Here is a 15,465-nt window from a genome sequence, read left to right on the forward strand (position 1 = left end):
CCACCTACGCATCGCTCATGCAGACGATCGCACTTGAGCCGAACAGCGCGCGCGTCCGCCGGCACAGGTTGCGGGAGCTCACCGGCCGGACATTGGCCGGCCGCTCGACGATCCTGCTGGTGCTGGACGTCTACGCGGCGGTCGGCTTCGCTGCCGGACTGGCGATGGCGGTCCCGGCTCTGGCTGAGGGAGGCTCAGCCTGGCCCGGCGTGCTTCTCGCCATCGTTGCCGGCGTCGGCAGGGGGGCCTGCGCGATGCTCGCGGCCGATGCCGGCGCGGACGATGCGCGTGATCTCAAGCTGCGGCTGCGCTCGCGGATGGTGGATGCGATCCTTCATCTGCCGCCTGGAGGCCATCGCAGCACGGGCGAGCTGGTTCATGCCGCCGTCGACGAGGTGGAAGCGATCGACGGCTATGTCGCGCGTTTCCTTCCTGCCCGCCACGCCGCCGCTCTGGGGCCGGCGATCGTCGTGATCGCCACCGCGTTCGTCAGTCCCGTTGCCGCGGCGATCCTGATGTCCACGCTGCTGCCCTTCATTCTAGCCCTCACGCTGGCTGGCGGCGCGGCCGCCGATGAATCGCGCCGGCAGTTCGATGCGCTGTCGCGGCTGTCGGGGCTGCTCGGCGATCGCATCCGGGCATTGCCGCTGGTGCTCGCCTTTCGGGCAGAGGAGGCGGAGAGCCGGCGGCTGGGCGCCGCCGCGAGCGAAGTCGCGACGCGCACGTTGCGGGTCCTTCGCATCGCCTTCCTGTCGACCGGCGCGCTGGAGTTCTTTGCCGCGCTGTCGGTGGCGCTGGTTGCGGTCTATGCCGGGTTCAACCTACTGGGCCTGCTGCCCTTTCCGGTTCCCGAGCGGCTCGGGCTTGGCGAGGCCTTCTTCGTCCTCGCGCTGGCGCCCGAGTTCTACGCGCCGATGCGTCGGCTCGCCGCCACCTACCATGATCGCCAGGCAGCCGAGACGGCGGCCGAGCGTCTGGCGCAGGTCGAGATCGCCGGGCCCCCAAGTGCCGAAATGCCGATCCTCGTCGACGGCCCGCCATCGATTGCCTTCAGCGACGTGACGATCCGCCACGATGGGGAGTGTCAGGCGGCGATCCGCGGATTCTCCCTGGCGATCGGTGCCGGCGAGGCGATCGCGCTGGTCGGCCCGTCAGGCAGTGGGAAGAGCAGCCTGCTCCACCTGTTGCTCGGGCTTGCACCGCTCACCGAGGGGATGATCCTGGTGAACGGCGAGCCGCTCCCGCCCGGCGCCAGCTTGGCGTCGTGCACCGCCTGGGCCGGTCAGTCGCCGCTCATCCTCCCGGGCACGATCGCCCGCAACATCGCGCTGGGGGCGCAGGGATCGAGCGCCGGCGACATCGCCGATGCCGCAGCGGCCGCGGGGCTGGACGGGATGCTGACGCGTCGCGCCGGCGGCCTCGATGCGGTGCTCGACGCCCGCGGCGGCGGACTTTCCGGCGGCGAACGGCGCCGGATCGGTCTGGCGCGCGCCCTGCTCAAGCGCGCGCCGATCCTGCTTCTGGACGAACCGACAGCCCATCTCGATCTTGTCGGCGAGGAGGAATTGATCGCGGTCATCGCCGCCGCGGCGAGGAGCCGCACCACTATCCTCGCGACGCACAGCCGCCGGCTGGCCGCGATCGCGGACAGGATCATCGATTTGGAGAGTAGGTGATGACGAGCCCGCTCGATCGACTGCTTGCCCGCGAACGGTGGCGCGAACGCAGGAATCTCCGGCATGCCGCCGCGCTTGCCGCGCTGGTGTGCGGAGCGTCGGTCGTGCTGCTGGGGCTCTCCGGCTGGTTCATCACCGCCGCTGCGCTGGCGGGCGCTGCCGGGCTCGCCGCGGCACAGGCATTCAACTACATGCTGCCGAGCGCCGCGATCCGCCTGCTCGCGATCGTCCGCACCGGCGCGCGCTATGGCGAGGCGCTGGCCGGCCATGCGGCATCGCTCCGCGCGCTCGCGAGGATCAGGCCGGTCCTGTTCCGCGCTATCACCGCCGCACCGGTTGCCCATGCCCTCACCTATTCGGCCGGCGACGCGAGCGCGCGCCTTGTCAACGACGTCGCGGCGGTGGAGCAGGACATGGTCCGCCGCTCGGCCGTATCGGGAGCCACCGCGGCGGCGATAACGGGGATTGGTCTCGTCCTGATGGGCGGATGGGCCGCGGCACTCGGCACCTTGCTATGCCTTGTCGCGACGCTGATGCTCGGCGCCCGGCTGGCGCGGCGGATCGAGGCGCCGGGGCGCGAGGTCCAGCACGCCAACGGCCAGCTGAAGCACCTGCTCGGCGAGCTGGCGGAGGCCGCACCGGAATTGCGCTGCTATACCCTGGAAGGCTGGGCGAGCGCGACCGTCTCCGAAGCGAGCCGGAGGCTCGCGGACGCGCAGGTCGCCAAGGCGCGCGCCTCCGGCTGGTTCACCTTGCTGCAGGCGAGCGCGATCGCGACTGCCGCCGGCACGGCGCTGTCGCTTGCCGCACCCTCCGGCGCGCCGGTGGCGGCACTCGCCGCGCTGGCCGCGGCGATGGCGATCGACGGCGCCGCGCCGCTGCTGCGCCGTTTCGCGGAACGCGGATCGGTGCGTCAGGCCGAAGATCGCCTGGCCGCGATATTGGTCGAAGGATGCCAGCAACAGGATGTCCGCCTCGCCCTCGACGGCGAAGCTTCGCTGCAATTCCTCCGCCCGGCGTCCTCACGGTTGGTTTCGGGCGAGCGGATCGCCCTCGTCGGAAATTCCGGCAGCGGAAAGACCAGTCTGGTCGAGCAGCTCCTGGGGCTCCGTGTCGCTCCTCCGGGGCGGGCGAAGCTGAATGGCATCGACATCGCCTATCTTCCGCTCGAGACGCTGCGCAGTGCCTTCGCCTGGTTGCCGCAGGACGCGATGCTGCTTGCCGGAACCGTTCGCGACAATCTGCTGCTGGCCGATCCCGATGCGACCGACGAGCGGCTCTGGCAGGCGCTTCACGATGCTGCGCTCGACGGCCGAATCGCGGCGTTGCTGCACGGGCTGGATACCTGGATCGGAGACAACGGCAGCCGGCTCTCCGGCGGTGAGCGCCGGAGGCTCGCGCTGGCACGCGCCTATCTCGTGGACGCGCCCTGGCTGCTGCTCGATGAGCCGACCGAGGGGCTGGACGTCGCAACCGAAGCCTCCATCGCCGATCGTTTGACACGACGGCTTGACCGGACCGGCCAAGGATTGGTGCTGGTCAGCCACCGGCGTGACCTCATCCAGGCTTGCGCCAACAGCATGGTCGCCATCGCGCCGGAGCGGCTCGGCGAAGCCGCTTGATCAGACCTCGTCCGCAGTCGACGCGCTGACGGGCTGTTCTGGCGCGGCGCGATGCGCCGACGTCGAGATGCTCCGTAGGTGGAGGAGTGCGTCGAAATCCGGGAGGAACGCTCGGTCGCGGGTCATCGGGAAGCTCCCGCAGCAGGGCCCTCCGGGATTCTCCTGATGCAGCGCATTATCGTCACGGCCTAGCCTTGGGCAAAATCCCCGAGGAGCGATGCCATGACCGAATCCCCTGCCGAACTGTCCCGCCGCCCGCTGGAGCCGCTGCTCGCGCTGCAGCCCGGCTATATTCCGATGATCCTGTTCACGGCATGGTGGAACGCTGCGCTGAACGCCTGGTGGCCGCCATGCGCGATATGCTCGGTGGATCGCGATCACTGCGATCTCCCGGTCCCCGAAGCGATCGAACGGACGGGCGAACACGCCTTGTTCGTCTGACCCGACCCCATGCCCTTGCGCCGGCCTAAGGGAAATTCCGAACTGCGCGGCTTGCGGGCGAATGCTCCAACAGGCGCGAAGGGAAGAGCTCATGATCAAGGATATCCTCGCCGTCGTCGAAGATCCGGAAAAGGCCGCTCCGGTCGTCAATGCCGCGATCGCGTTCGCGGAGCAGCATGGTGCGCATCTGGAGATCGCCGTGCTGACGCCCGGGCCGGTGATCAGTCCGGCGCTGGTTCCCCTGGGAGGTCTCTACGTCCCTGATCCCGTGCTGGAGCGAGACGCGAAAGCCGATGTCGCCGCAGTCGAGAGACTTGCCGCGCGCGCCACATGCCCGGTCTCCGTCTTCAGCCTTCGCGACGACGTCGCCTGGCTCGCCGGCGATGTCCGCCACATGGGGGAGATCGCCGACCTGATCATGATCGGCACCGCCGCCACCTGGGAGCTGCACTGGCTCCGCCGGCGGGTACTCGAAACGTTGATCCTCTCAACCGGCACGCCGATCCTGATCCTGCCGCCGGAGCGAAGGCTGATGCAGGTCCGTCATGCGGTGCTTGGCTGGAAGCCCTCGGCAGAAGCCACGCGAGCACTGCACGACCTTGCGGCGATGGTCTCGCCTGGCGCGCTGGTCGATGTCGTCACGATCGGCGCGACGTCGCAACAAGACGGCGAGCGCGCCGGCACCGAGGTGGTCCGTCATCTGATCCGTCACGGACTCGCGCCGGAACTCCACGATCTGCACGAACCGGACCGCTCCGAGGCTGCCACCCTCCAGGCGTTCACGGCTCAGGTGAGCGCCGATCTGCTCGCGATCGGCGGCTTCGCCCATTCGCGGATGCGCGAAGCGGTGCTGGGCGGCGTCACGCGCGACGTGATCGACGCCTCCTACGTACCCGTCCTGCTCTCCCACTGAGAGGTGTATCCATGGCCTGGTACATGATCCGGCTCGATCTCGCGCGATCCGATGCGCATCCGGACGGTTCGCACGAGCATTGCTATCTACTCCGCCTTCCGCTCGACGAGCGCGGGCTCATCGATCCCGCGGCCGCGCGCGCCGATCCCCGCCGGGCAACGGTGCTGCGGTCGCGACCAGACGCGCCCGAGCAGGCTGGTCATCTCGGCCGCAGGGATGGCCGATGGGTGTTCTCCTATGCGCCTGGCGACGGCGACGACGAGACCTTGTTCCACCTCGAGACCCATCCGCTGCGGCCGGGGGATTTCGTCACCATCACCGATCGCCGTGGGGAGGCGCAGTGCTTCGAGGTGAGCTCCTGCGAGCCCGTCGGCGAGGCCTTGGCCGGGTAGCGGCGGGCGTGACGATGCACCGGATCGGCATCACGCTCGAACGTCGACGCTCCGCGTGAAGCATACCGTGTGGTGAGGCGGACTTTGGCGGTCGGGAGGCTTGCCGATCCGAAATCCTTCGTGTCTTTCCCGATCGTCCGATGGGGAGGAGAGGTTCGACGTCGAAGCCGAGTGCGTGATGCGCGACACGTCACGCGAAGCCGGTCTGAATCCCATTCCGATGGGGTAGCCGTCGCGCTGATCGCCAGCATCCTGTTCAAGCTGTGGGCCGCGATCGGCCTGGGATGAGTCGGCGCATCGGCAGCGGATCATCGGACTGCGGCGCGACTTTGCATCACGGCGTGATCGCGACCTTCAGCACGCCGTCGCGCTGGTGGCCGAACAGGTCGTAGGCGGTTTCGATCTCGTCGAGTCCGAAGCGATGTGTCACCAGCGCCGCGGTATCGACCCGGCCGCTCTCGACCATCGCCATCAGCCGGCGCATCCGTTCCTTGCCGCCAGGGCAGAGCGTGGTGACGATCCGGTGGTCGCCAAGCCCGGCGGCGAAGGCGTCGAGCGGGATGCGTAGATCCTCAGAATAGACGCCGAGCGACGACAGCGTGCCGCCCGGGCGGAGCGCGCGCAGCGCCCATTCGAAGGTCTGCTGACGGCCGAGCGCCTCGATCGCGACGTCGACGCCGCGGCCCTTGGTGATCCGATGGATGGCGCCCACCGGATCCTCCTTGGTGAAGTCCACCACATGATCGGCGCCCAGCCGCCGCGAGATGGCAGCGCGCGCCGGCACCGATTCGACGGCGATGATCTCGGCGGCGCCCATCAGCCGTGCGCCTGCGGTGGCGCACAGGCCGATCGGTCCCTGCGCGAACACCGCGACGGTGTCGCCGATGCGGATGCGGCCGGCCTCGGCGCCGCCGAACCCCGTCGACATGATGTCGGGGCACATCAGCACCTGCTCGTCGCTGAGGCCGTCGGGGATCGGTGCCAGGTTCGCCATCGCGTCTGGCACGAGCAGATAGTCGGCCTGGGCGCCGTCGATAGTATTGCCGAAGCGCCAGCCGCCCATGGCCTTGAACCCGTGCGGTCCGTCCTGGCCATCCTGCGAGCCGCAGCCGCACAGCGAGGCGTTCGACCAGCCCGACGGCGTGATCGCGCCGGCGATGACGCGCTGGCCTTCGTGGTAGCCGCGCACCGCCGAGCCGAGCTTCTCGATCACGCCGACCGGCTCATGGCCGATGGTGAGCCCCGAGGCGACCGGATACTCGCCCTTGAGGATATGGATGTCGGTGCCGCAGATCGTGGTGGTGGTGATGCGGACCAGCGCATCGAGCGGCCCGACCTCGGGGATGAGCTTCTCGCCCAGCACGATCCTGCCGGGCTCGATGAAGATCGTCGCGCGCATTGTATCGGCCATGATGTCTCTCCTCAGGCAAGACGGGGAGCATAGGCTCCCGCCGCGTCGGGCTCGCTTCGGAGAATCCCGGATACGCGGCGCTAGGCGAGCACGAACGCCAGCCCGATCAGTCCCGTGGCCAGGGCCAGGGGCGCCGCCGCTGCGGCGCCGCCGCGGCCGCGCGCGAACGCAAGCGTGATCCCCGCCTTCACCGCCATGTTGAGCGCGACCGGCAGCGCCAGCGCGCTGGCGAGATTTGCGGAGGCGGGTCCGATCGGCAGGCCCGCGAAGACGATCACCGCGGCATCGACATCGGCGAGGCCGGTCAGCCCGAGCACGACGGCGCTGCCCATATGACCATAATGGTCGAGCGCCCAGCGGCTCGCGAGCGCGGTGAGCGCGACGAGCAGGGCTAGGCCGATCGCGCCGGCGAGCTCGAGCGGGTTGTCGAGCGCAACCGCCGTCGGCTGGTCGTCGGACGCCCCCCGCGTCCGCCACGCCGTCGCGGCAAGGAGCAGCAGGAAGGGCGGCACGAAGACGATCGCCAACCGCCCGAGGGCATGCGGCGCGAGGAGAGCGACCAGCAGCAGCACGCGGGCGATGCTGATCGCGGAGGCGAGCGCGATGCCGGCATTGAGCGCCCGGTCGGCGCCGTTGGCGCCGGTCAGGCGGCGCGCGAAGGTCGCGGTCACCGCGGTCGAGGACACGATCGCGCCGCACGCGGCGGTCAGGAGCATGCCGCGAGTCGCCTCGGCGCGGCGCGCCACGACATAGCCGACGAACGACAGGCCGCAGACCAGCACGATGACCAGCAGCAGCTGATGAGGGTTCCAGGCGCCGTAGGGACCGAGGGGCCGGTCCGGCGCCAGCGGCAGCAGGACGAGCGCGAGGATGGCGAAGCGGGCGGCGGCGCGCAGCTCTTCGCCGCTCATATCCTTGAGCAGGTGATGCAGGTTCTGCCGCATCGACAGCAGCAGCATCAGCGCGGCCGCGCAGGCGAGCGCCTCGACCGGGCGGCCGCTTACGGCCAAGGCGCCGAGCCCGAGCACGCTCAGCCCGGCGAGCGCGCTGGTCGCGCTTCGGCCGGTCTCGACGCCGCTCTGGCGGACATAGCCGATGGCAAGGACGGCGCCGCATGCGCCGATCAGCACGGCCATCGCTGCCGCCGGCAGCAAGGCGGCGATGCCGCCCAGCACACCCAGCACCGCGAAGGTTCGGATTCCGGCGACGCGGGTGCCGCTCGGGTCGTCGCGGTCGCTCCAGCCGCGCTCGAGGCCGATCAGCAGGCCGATCGCCAGCGCATAGCCGAGCGGCAGCAGGACGTCCCACGCCGGCGTGGCCAGGAGCGCCGGGGAGGTCTCCACCGGTGTGCTCATGCGGCGGTCGTGCCGGCACCGCGCGGGCTCGGCGCGCCGCGGACCAGCTTCATAAGCTCAAGCAGGACCAGAACGGCGACACCTACTCCGACAGCGACGAGCGCTTCGCGCATCGTGAGCGGCGCAAAGCCGAACAGCTGGCCGACGCCCGGCACGAGCTGCGCGAGCGCCAGCACCGAGACGACCAGCGCGGCGACCACCACCAGGGCGAGGCTGGGCCGACGGAGGGCGGTCACGAGCGACGCCGAGAAGGACCGGTTGACCAGCACGAGCGCAAGGACGGCGGCAACCAGTGCGATGAAGGTGGCGGCGCGCAGCGTCTCCTCGTCAACCCCATGGCCATGGTCCCAGAGCAGCAGGCCGACCACCGCCGTGAGTGCCACCAGGCCCTGGACGAGCGACCAGCCGAGAAGGTCGAGCGACAGCAACCGGGCGGACGGCGGCCGCGGCGGCCGGCGCATGACGTCGGTCTCCTCGGTCTCGGCCTCGAATGCGAGCGAGCAGACCGGGTCGATGATCATCTCGAGCACGGCGATATGGACGGGCGCGAGCAGGATCGGGAAACCGGCGAGCAACGGCAGCAATGCCAGCCCCGCGATCGGGATATGGACCGCGACGATGAACCCCATCGCCTTGCGCAGATTGTCGTAGATGCGCCGGCCGACGCGAACAGCGGTCGCGATCGAGCCGAAGTCGTCGTCGAGCAGCACGATCGAGGCGGCTTCGCGTGCGACGTCGGTGCCGCGCCCGCCCATGGCAATGCCGATGTCGGCGGCCTTGAGTGAGGGCGCGTCGTTGACGCCGTCGCCGGTCATGCCGACGACCTCGCCGGCCGCCTTCAGCGCCTCGACGATGCGCAGCTTCTGCTCGGGCATGACGCGTGCGAAGATGCCGATACCGCCGATGCGGCGGGCAAGCTCGGCGTCGTCCATCGCCGCGACCGCCGCGCCGGTCACCACCTCGCCCGCGCCAATGCCCGCCTGGTCCGCGATGGCGCGCGCGGTATCGGGATAGTCGCCGGTGATCATCACCACGCGGATGCCGGCGTTGCGGCACTGGCGGACCGCATCGGGAACGGAGGCGCGCAGCGGATCGTGAAGTCCGACGAGGCCGCGATAGGCGAAGTCGAAGCCGCGCTGCGACGGCGGCAGCTCCGCCCCGCGCCAGCGCGCCTCGGCCACCGCCAGCACGCGCAGTCCCCTGGTCGCCATTGCGCCGGCCGCTTCGTGCATCCGGGCCCGTTCGCTTCCGCCGAGGCGGCAAAGCTCGGCGACGGCCTCGGGCGCGCCCTTGGCGGCGATCACATCGTCGGCGCTGCCGGTGCTCCAGACGTGCGAGACCGCGAGCAGCGCCGGATCGAGCGGATAGTGGTGCCGGCGGGTCCAGCTGTCACCGCGACGGCGCGGCAGGTCGGCGTCGCGATGGGCGCGGTCGAGTGCGTGGAACGCGGCTTCCATCGGGTCGAACGGCTCGGGTTCGCTCGCGAGCACGCCGAGCTCGGCGATGGTCCAGAAGTCGCGGGGCGGCGCTGCCGCTGCCCCGTCCGACGCGAAGGTGCGGCCGTCGGGCAAGGCGAGCTCGGCCACGCGCATGCGATTCTCGGTGAGCGTGCCGGTCTTGTCGGTGCACAGCACGGTCGCCGAGCCCAACGTCTCGATCGCGGCGGCGCGGCGGGCGAGCACGCGCACGCGCGACATGCGCATCGCGCCCATCGCCATGAATACGGCGAGCACGACCGGGAACTCCTCCGGCAGCATCGACATGGCGAGCGCGATGCCGGCGAGTGCGGCGTCGAGCCATCCGCCGCGTAGCAGCCCGAACAGCAGCACGGTGAGCGTGCAGACCGCGACCGCGCCGACGCCGAAAGCGAGCACCAGCAGGTGGATCTCGCGATGGAGGCGTGGCGCGCCGGTCTCGATCGCCGATAGCGACTGGCCGATGCGCCCGACCTCGGTCCGGGGGCCGGTCGCGTTGACGAGGCATAGGCCGCTGCCGCGCACGATGAGCGTGCTCGAGAAGGCATAGGCGAGGCCATCGCCGCCTGGACGCGGCGGACGCTTGCCCGAGAGGGTGGCTACCTCGCCCTTGGCCACGGCCAGGGATTCGCCAGTCAGCAGTGATTCGTCGGCGGCGAGCCCGTCGCTCTCGATGATCCAGCCGTCGGCCGGAATGCGGTCGCCCTCGGCGAGCACGACGAGATCGCCGCGCACCACCTCGCGGCCGGGAATGCGCTGCCGCTCGCCGTCGCGGACGACGAGCGCGCGCGGGCTGGCGAGATCGCGCAGCGCCTCCAGCGCGCGTTCGCTGCGGGCCTCCTGGACGACCGTCACGGCCACCGAGAAGCCAGCGAACGCGATCAGCATCACGGCCTCCTGATGGTCGCCCAACGCCAGATAGACGAGGCCGCCGGCGACGAGCAGGAACAGCATCGGCTCGCGCAGCACGCCGAGCAGGATCGACAGGACCGTGCGCCGGCCCTGGCGCGGGAGCTCGTTCGGTCCCTCGCAGGCGAGCCGGTGCTCGGCCTCGGCGCGACTGAGGCCGAGGCACAGGGCGGTGGAGCCTGCGGGCGGTGCCGCGGTAGGCCGCGCCCGATCGAGGACGGCTGCGGCGCTCATGCGCGGACCACCATGACCGAGCAGCGGGCATGGCGGACCACGCGCGCGGCGGTGCTGCCGAGGAGGACGTCCGTCATCGCCGGGCGATGCGAAGCCAGCACGATCAGGTCGGTGCCGGCGCGCTCGGCGATCGCCACGATCGTGCCGGCGACGGCGCCGGCCTCGACGCGATGCGCGACCTCCCCGGCGCCGGTCACCGAGGCCGCGAGGGCGGCGAGCCGCGCTTCGGCGGTGGCGATGATCTCGCGGCAGGCGATCGCCGACCATTGCGCATCGAGGGTCAACTGCGTGTCGGGGACGACGGCCGCGAGGGTGAGGCTGGCGCCGAAGCAGCGGCATAGCGCTACGGCAGTGGACAGCGCCTTGGCCCAGGAGTTCGGCTGGTCAAGGTCGACCGGAACGAGAATGCTGCGATACATGGCCATCCATGCCTTTTCCGCGGGGACGCTGAGGATTTGCGGGGTAGCCTAGCGGGCGACGCGGTCGCGTCAGTTGGTGATATTACCTAAAGCCGCGGGACGAATCCGCGGGCAGGAGGGCATCGATGACCAGGCTCAAGGCCCATGTCGAACGGCATACGATCGCGCGGGTCGGCTGGCTGCGCGCCGCCGTGCTCGGCGCCAACGACGGGATCGTCTCGACGGGCAGCCTGATCGTCGGTGTCGCGGCATCGGACGCCGACAAGGGCGGCGTGCTGCTGGCCGGCGTCGCGGCGCTGGTCGCCGGGGCGATGTCGATGGCCGCCGGCGAATATGTCTCGGTCAGCTCTCAAGCGGACAACGAGCGCGCCAATCTCGCCAAGGAGCGGCGCGAGTTGGCCGAGCAGCCCGAGTTCGAACATGAGGAGCTTGCGGCGATCTATGTGGCGCGCGGCCTGGACCGTGCGCTGGCGCACCAGGTCGCCGACCAGCTGATGGCCAAGGATGCACTCGCCGCGCATGCGCAGGACGAGCTCGGCATTTCCGACATATCGACCGCCCGCCCGCTCCAGGCCGCCTTCACCTCGGCAACGACCTTCAGCGCGGGCGCAGCCGCGCCGCTGCTCGCCGTCGCGCTCGCGCCGCATGCGCTGGTGATCCCGGTGGTGGTCGGCGCATCGCTCGTCTGCCTGGCGGTGCTGGGCGCGCTCGGCGCCAAGGCCGGCGACGCGCCGCCGCTTCGCTCGGTGCTGCGGGTGACGTTCTGGGGGGCGCTCGCGATGGCGATCACCGCGGCGGTCGGACATTTGGCAGGCGCCGCGGTCTAGGCGCGATCCGCTGCGCGGCATGCAGCACGCCGGTCGCGGTAGAATTGCATGCCGAGCTGAAGGCTTTCGGCGATGCGATCGGCTTTGTCCTGGAATGCGGCGGCGGCCTCGGCTGTCAGCAGTTCGGCGGCAGTCTGGCGCCAGAGTCCCAGCCAACGCGCGAAATTCTCGGACGTCATATGCTGCTCGTGTCGGACGTGGGCGGTCATCGGCTGGCCCTTGTAGCGGCCGCTGGTGAGCATGACCGAGGACCAGAACGCCTGCAGCTTATCGATGTGGTGCGGCCAATCCTCGATCGCGCCGTTGAAGATCGGTCCGAGCATCGCATCCTTGCGGATGCGGTCGTAGAATGCCGGAACAAGCCGATGGATATCGTCTTCGGTGATGGATGCGGGCATCTCAGGCAGCCTCGGTTTGCAGGATGCGGCGCAGCGCGCGCGTCAGCTCGTCGCCGAGCAGGGGCTTCTCGATGATGGTGGCGCCAAGGGCGCCGGCCCGCCGCCGCAGGGCGGCCCCCGGATTGGTGGCGAGCAGCAGGGCCGGTGCATTGCAGCCGCCGGCGCGAAGCGATGCGAGCAGATCCAGCCCGCCGCCGCGGCAGGCCTGGTCGATCACCAGGCAGGTGGCGGACGGATTGGCTGCCGCCAGTCCGTCCGCCACCTGAAACCCTTCGAGCGAGAGGGCGAACTGGAGCGAGGCCAGGACCGAGGCGTCGCTGATGAACAGCAGGATCGAATTCTCCGCCGTCATGTCCTGTCCTCGCCACCGCCCGGTTCAGGCGGCCCGCTTCCAATTGGGCTCGAGCGTCGCATGCGGCGGGGAGGCGGCGACGGCGCCGACCGGCAGCCCGGCAAGCTCGTTGGCGAAACCGTGATTGACGTCGCGGTGGTGCGCTTCGTCGGCGCGGACCACGAGCACCACGTCGCGCAGCGTCGCGTCCTCGGGCAGGCTCCAGTAGCGCTTGGCGATCTCGGGCGCCGGCAGGTTCTCGCTGCGCCCTTCGTCGATCTCGGCGAGATAATGGGTGTAGCTGATCACCGCCTCCTCCTCGAAATAGCCGACCACCCGGTGCGCTGTCTTCGAACTGACGAGATAGAGGCCGAAGAAGAATAGATAGAATACCCACTGCACGCCGATGATCACGGCCCGCTCGAAGAAGGTGGGCTTGGAGATCTCGATGAAGGTCATCAGGTGCATGCGCTCATTTTCGGCTTCGTCCATGAGCGTCTTGATCCAGCCCCTGTCGTCGCACATGCGGCGCAGGCAGGCGAGGTGGTTGATCGTCGCGCCGACCATCCCCGGAACGGCGGCAACCGTTTCCAGAACGACGGCGCGATGGCCGTAACGCTCGGCGAAGAAGGTGTCGGCGGTCCAGCGCAGCACCTTGGTGAAGGCGAAGGCGATCCGGTCCGACAGGCCCTTGGGCTGGTGATGGATGCCGAGATCGATGAACGGTGGGATCATGGTTGGTCTCCGTGGCACTCGTTTGCCGGTGTCCGGCCTCTATGATCCCGAGGCCAATGCGGACATTCGGATATTGACCCTACCGTGCGGCCCCTAAGGGCCTTACCGGAGGTGGGGAGGATGACGTTCAGATGCATAGGGAGGATGTGGTCCCGCGCCGATTTCCCCTTCGGTTGGCAGTCTGGCCGTCGCCGCCGCTGGTCGTGACGCTGGCGCTCGCCGCCGCGGCGATCGCGCTCGGCGCCGGCGTCCGGATCAGCTTCGCGGAGCAGCTCGGGCCGCGGGCGACCTATATCTTCTTCGTTCCGGCTGTGGTGGCGGCGAGCGCTCTGTCCGGCTTGCGCATGGGCGTTGCTGCGAGCATCGCCGGCGCGGTGGTCGGTCTGTGGTGCGACCGCTTGATCGGCCCGATCGAGGCGGGAAGCCTGATCGCGGCCGCGGCCTTCGTGGTGATCGGATGCGCGATCGCGCTCGGCGGCGAATGGTTCCAGCGCGCCCGCGCCCGCGCCGAGCGCGTCACCGCCGGCCTCGCACGCCGCGAAGCGCACCTGCGCTCGATCCTCGATACCGTGCCGGATGCGATCGTGGTGATCGACGAGCAGGGCTTGATCCGCGACTTCAGCCCGGCCGCCGAGAGAATGTTCGGCTGGCAGGCGAACGAGGTCCTCGACCGCAATGTCAGCATGTTGATGCCCGATCCCTATCGCTCGGCGCATGATGGTTATCTCGAGCGCTACTACCGGACCGGCGAGAAACGGATCATCGGCAAGGGCCGGGTCGTCGTCGGGGAGCGCAGGGACCGCTCGACCTTCCCGATCGAGCTCGCCGTAGGCGAGATGCGGGCCGACGGGCAGCGGTACTTCACCGGCTTCATCCGCGACCTTACCGAGCGCCAGCAGGCGGAAGCGCGACTGCAGGAGCTACAGAACGAGCTTGTCCATGTGTCGCGCCTGACGGCGCTCGGCGAGATGGCCTCGGCGCTTGCGCACGAACTCAACCAGCCGCTCTCGGCGATCGCCAACTATCTCAAGGGCACCCGCATGCTGCTCGAGCGCGCCGAGGTGCCGCAGGAGCGGGTGGCCGACGCGGTGGAGCGGGCGGCTTGCGAAGCGCTGCGTGCCGGCGACATCATCCGGCGCCTGCGCGACTTCGTCGGCCGCGGCGAGGCGGAGCGTGCGGTCGAAAGCCTGCCGAAGATGGTCGAGGAGGCGAGCGCGCTGGCGCTGATCGGCGCCAAGGAACATGGTATCCGCGTGCAATATGACTTCAGTCCTGAGATCGATCTGGTGCTCGCCGACAAGGTTCAGGTCCAGCAGGTCGTGCTGAACCTCGTGCGCAATGCCGTCGACGCGATGACCGAATCGGTGTCAGTGCGCCGCGAGCTGACGATCACCACCGAACTCGTCGACGACGAGATGGCGCAGGTGACCGTTGCCGACAGCGGACCGGGAATCGATCCAGAGGTGGCCGAGCAGCTGTTCCAGCCTTTCGTCACCACCAAGCGCGCGGGTATGGGCATCGGTCTGTCGATCTCGCGCACGATCATCGAGGCGCATGGCGGGCGGATCTGGGCAAACGCGCGTGCGGGCGGCGGGGCATTGTTCGGTTTCACGCTGCCGCGCGTCGGCGAGGAGGAGCTGTACGATGGCGGGTGAGGCGATCGTCTATGTGATCGACGACGATGATAGCGCGCGCCACTCGCTGGAATTCCTGCTCGATTGCGCCAGGATCCGGGTCCGTTCGTTCGTGTCCGCCGATGCCTTCCTGGCGGCGTCGCCGCCGCTGGCCGGCGCCTGCGTCGTGACCGACGTGCGCATGCCTGGCCGGAGCGGGGTCGAGCTGGTCGAGGAGCTCAGGCGCCGGGGCGCCGCCGTTCCGGTGATCGTCATCACCGGTCATGCCGATGTGCCGCTGGCGATCCAGGCGATGAAGGCCGGCGTCGCCGATTTCATCGAGAAGCCGTTCGATGACGCGGTGATGCTGGCGGCGATCCGCAACGCGCTGGCTCGGCAGGCCGGCGACGACCAGGCGCAGGCGGAGCACCAGGCGGTGCTGGAACGGATCGCCAGCCTGTCCCCACGCGAGCGTGAGGTGATGGACGGCTTGGTGGCGGGCGAGGCAAACAAGGCGATCGCCTTCGATCTCGGCATCAGCGCGCGCACGGTCGAGGTCTACCGCGCCAATGTGATGATGAAGATGCATGCCAAGACGCTGTCCGAGCTCGTCCGGATGGTGACGCTCGCCCGTCTCTCGTGAAGGCGGGCGACTCGACGATGATAAGCCGGCCGGCGCCGCCATGTTGCAGGACATCCCCGAGCCACTCATAG

Annotated in this window: 15 protein-coding genes; 8 read left to right on the forward strand and 7 right to left on the reverse strand. The window is 69.7% G+C overall.

Annotated features, from left to right (window positions below; translation table 11 throughout):
• Positions 1-17: 17 nt before the first annotated feature.
• From cydD to LZK98_RS05015, 5 genes are all read left to right on the forward strand, one after another.
• Entirely contained in the window at positions 18-1,676 is a 1,659-nt protein-coding gene (cydD, locus tag LZK98_RS04995; protein ID WP_233785297.1) for a thiol reductant ABC exporter subunit CydD, read from the forward strand.
• Complete coding sequence (locus tag LZK98_RS05000; protein ID WP_233785298.1) at positions 1,676-3,298, forward strand: amino acid ABC transporter ATP-binding/permease protein; 1,623 nt, start codon at positions 1,676-1,678, stop codon at positions 3,296-3,298. The genes cydD and LZK98_RS05000 overlap by 1 nt, the downstream gene beginning before the upstream one ends.
• 222 nt (positions 3,299-3,520) lie before the next feature.
• A complete protein-coding gene (locus LZK98_RS05005; RefSeq protein ID WP_233785299.1) occupies positions 3,521-3,739 on the forward strand; it encodes a hypothetical protein in 219 nt (72 codons plus the stop codon).
• 91 nt (positions 3,740-3,830) lie between these two features.
• Positions 3,831-4,652 carry a universal stress protein gene (locus tag LZK98_RS05010; protein WP_233785300.1) on the forward strand — a complete coding sequence of 274 codons (822 nt, stop codon included), beginning with the start codon at positions 3,831-3,833 and terminating at the stop codon, positions 4,650-4,652.
• Positions 4,653-4,663: 11 nt separating this feature from the next.
• Positions 4,664-5,044: a hypothetical protein gene (locus LZK98_RS05015; protein WP_233785301.1), complete on the forward strand. Its 381-nt coding sequence runs from the start codon at positions 4,664-4,666 to the stop codon at positions 5,042-5,044.
• A 334-nt stretch (positions 5,045-5,378) separates the two neighbouring features.
• Here the strand turns inward: LZK98_RS05015 and LZK98_RS05020 are convergent, their stop codons facing one another.
• The 4 genes from LZK98_RS05020 to LZK98_RS05035 form a co-directional block, all read right to left on the reverse strand.
• The gene (locus tag LZK98_RS05020; protein WP_233785302.1) at positions 5,379-6,455 is read right to left on the reverse strand and encodes an NAD(P)-dependent alcohol dehydrogenase; all 1,077 of its coding nucleotides are present in this window, start codon (positions 6,453-6,455) and stop codon (positions 5,379-5,381) included.
• A gap of 80 nt (positions 6,456-6,535) precedes the next feature.
• The gene (locus LZK98_RS05025; protein ID WP_233785303.1) at positions 6,536-7,810 is read right to left on the reverse strand and encodes an MgtC/SapB family protein; all 1,275 of its coding nucleotides are present in this window, start codon (positions 7,808-7,810) and stop codon (positions 6,536-6,538) included.
• Positions 7,807-10,428, reverse strand: coding sequence for a cation-translocating P-type ATPase (locus LZK98_RS05030; RefSeq protein ID WP_233785304.1), 2,622 nt, complete (start codon positions 10,426-10,428; stop codon positions 7,807-7,809). The genes LZK98_RS05025 and LZK98_RS05030 overlap by 4 nt, the downstream gene beginning before the upstream one ends.
• Positions 10,425-10,853 (reverse strand): universal stress protein, encoded by a 429-nt coding sequence (locus LZK98_RS05035; protein WP_233785305.1) that lies wholly within the window; start codon positions 10,851-10,853, stop codon positions 10,425-10,427. Before LZK98_RS05035 ends, LZK98_RS05030 begins: the two co-directional genes overlap by 4 nt.
• A 119-nt stretch (positions 10,854-10,972) precedes the next feature.
• On the opposite strand from LZK98_RS05035, the gene LZK98_RS05040 reads away from it, so the two are divergent.
• Positions 10,973-11,674 (forward strand): VIT1/CCC1 transporter family protein, encoded by a 702-nt coding sequence (locus LZK98_RS05040; RefSeq protein ID WP_233785306.1) that lies wholly within the window; start codon positions 10,973-10,975, stop codon positions 11,672-11,674.
• On the opposite strand, the gene LZK98_RS05045 is transcribed toward LZK98_RS05040, so the two are convergent.
• Genes LZK98_RS05045 through LZK98_RS05055 form a run of 3 tightly spaced genes read right to left on the reverse strand, consistent with a single transcriptional unit; the run spans position 11,671 to position 13,138 of the window.
• On the reverse strand, positions 11,671-12,072 hold the full coding sequence (locus LZK98_RS05045) for a group III truncated hemoglobin (protein WP_233785307.1): 402 nt from the start codon (positions 12,070-12,072) through the stop codon (positions 11,671-11,673). The genes LZK98_RS05040 and LZK98_RS05045 overlap by 4 nt on opposite strands.
• 1 nt (position 12,073) lies before the next feature.
• The gene (locus LZK98_RS05050) at positions 12,074-12,424 is read right to left on the reverse strand and encodes a response regulator transcription factor (protein WP_233785308.1); all 351 of its coding nucleotides are present in this window, start codon (positions 12,422-12,424) and stop codon (positions 12,074-12,076) included.
• Between the two features lie 24 nt (positions 12,425-12,448).
• Entirely contained in the window at positions 12,449-13,138 is a 690-nt protein-coding gene (locus tag LZK98_RS05055) for an alternative oxidase (RefSeq protein WP_233785309.1), read from the reverse strand.
• Positions 13,139-13,311: 173 nt separating this feature from the next.
• On the opposite strand from LZK98_RS05055, the gene LZK98_RS05060 reads away from it, so the two are divergent.
• Both LZK98_RS05060 and fixJ read left to right on the forward strand, forming a co-directional pair.
• Positions 13,312-14,793, forward strand: coding sequence for a PAS domain S-box protein (locus tag LZK98_RS05060; protein ID WP_233785310.1), 1,482 nt, complete (start codon positions 13,312-13,314; stop codon positions 14,791-14,793).
• Positions 14,783-15,394, forward strand: a complete 612-nt coding sequence (gene fixJ / locus LZK98_RS05065; RefSeq protein ID WP_233785311.1) for a response regulator FixJ — start codon at positions 14,783-14,785, stop codon at positions 15,392-15,394. Before LZK98_RS05060 ends, fixJ begins: the two co-directional genes overlap by 11 nt.
• Positions 15,395-15,465: the final 71 nt, after the last annotated feature.

Source organism: Sphingomonas cannabina, from assembly GCF_021391395.1.
GTDB lineage: Bacteria > Pseudomonadota > Alphaproteobacteria > Sphingomonadales > Sphingomonadaceae > Sphingomonas > Sphingomonas cannabina.

Coding starts and splice junctions, on each gene's coding strand:
- cydD (WP_233785297.1), top strand. CDS start 18: ATGCAGACGATCGCACTTGAGCCGAACAGCGCGCGCGTCCGCCGGCAC.
- LZK98_RS05000 (WP_233785298.1), top strand. CDS start 1,676: ATGACGAGCCCGCTCGATCGACTGCTTGCCCGCGAACGGTGGCGCGAA.
- LZK98_RS05005 (WP_233785299.1), top strand. CDS start 3,521: ATGACCGAATCCCCTGCCGAACTGTCCCGCCGCCCGCTGGAGCCGCTG.
- LZK98_RS05010 (WP_233785300.1), top strand. CDS start 3,831: ATGATCAAGGATATCCTCGCCGTCGTCGAAGATCCGGAAAAGGCCGCT.
- LZK98_RS05015 (WP_233785301.1), top strand. CDS start 4,664: ATGGCCTGGTACATGATCCGGCTCGATCTCGCGCGATCCGATGCGCAT.
- LZK98_RS05020 (WP_233785302.1), bottom strand. CDS start 6,455: ATGGCCGATACAATGCGCGCGACGATCTTCATCGAGCCCGGCAGGATC.
- LZK98_RS05025 (WP_233785303.1), bottom strand. CDS start 7,810: ATGAGCACACCGGTGGAGACCTCCCCGGCGCTCCTGGCCACGCCGGCG.
- LZK98_RS05030 (WP_233785304.1), bottom strand. CDS start 10,428: ATGAGCGCCGCAGCCGTCCTCGATCGGGCGCGGCCTACCGCGGCACCG.
- LZK98_RS05035 (WP_233785305.1), bottom strand. CDS start 10,853: ATGGCCATGTATCGCAGCATTCTCGTTCCGGTCGACCTTGACCAGCCG.
- LZK98_RS05040 (WP_233785306.1), top strand. CDS start 10,973: ATGACCAGGCTCAAGGCCCATGTCGAACGGCATACGATCGCGCGGGTC.
- LZK98_RS05045 (WP_233785307.1), bottom strand. CDS start 12,072: ATGCCCGCATCCATCACCGAAGACGATATCCATCGGCTTGTTCCGGCA.
- LZK98_RS05050 (WP_233785308.1), bottom strand. CDS start 12,424: ATGACGGCGGAGAATTCGATCCTGCTGTTCATCAGCGACGCCTCGGTC.
- LZK98_RS05055 (WP_233785309.1), bottom strand. CDS start 13,138: ATGATCCCACCGTTCATCGATCTCGGCATCCATCACCAGCCCAAGGGC.
- fixJ (WP_233785311.1), top strand. CDS start 14,783: ATGGCGGGTGAGGCGATCGTCTATGTGATCGACGACGATGATAGCGCG.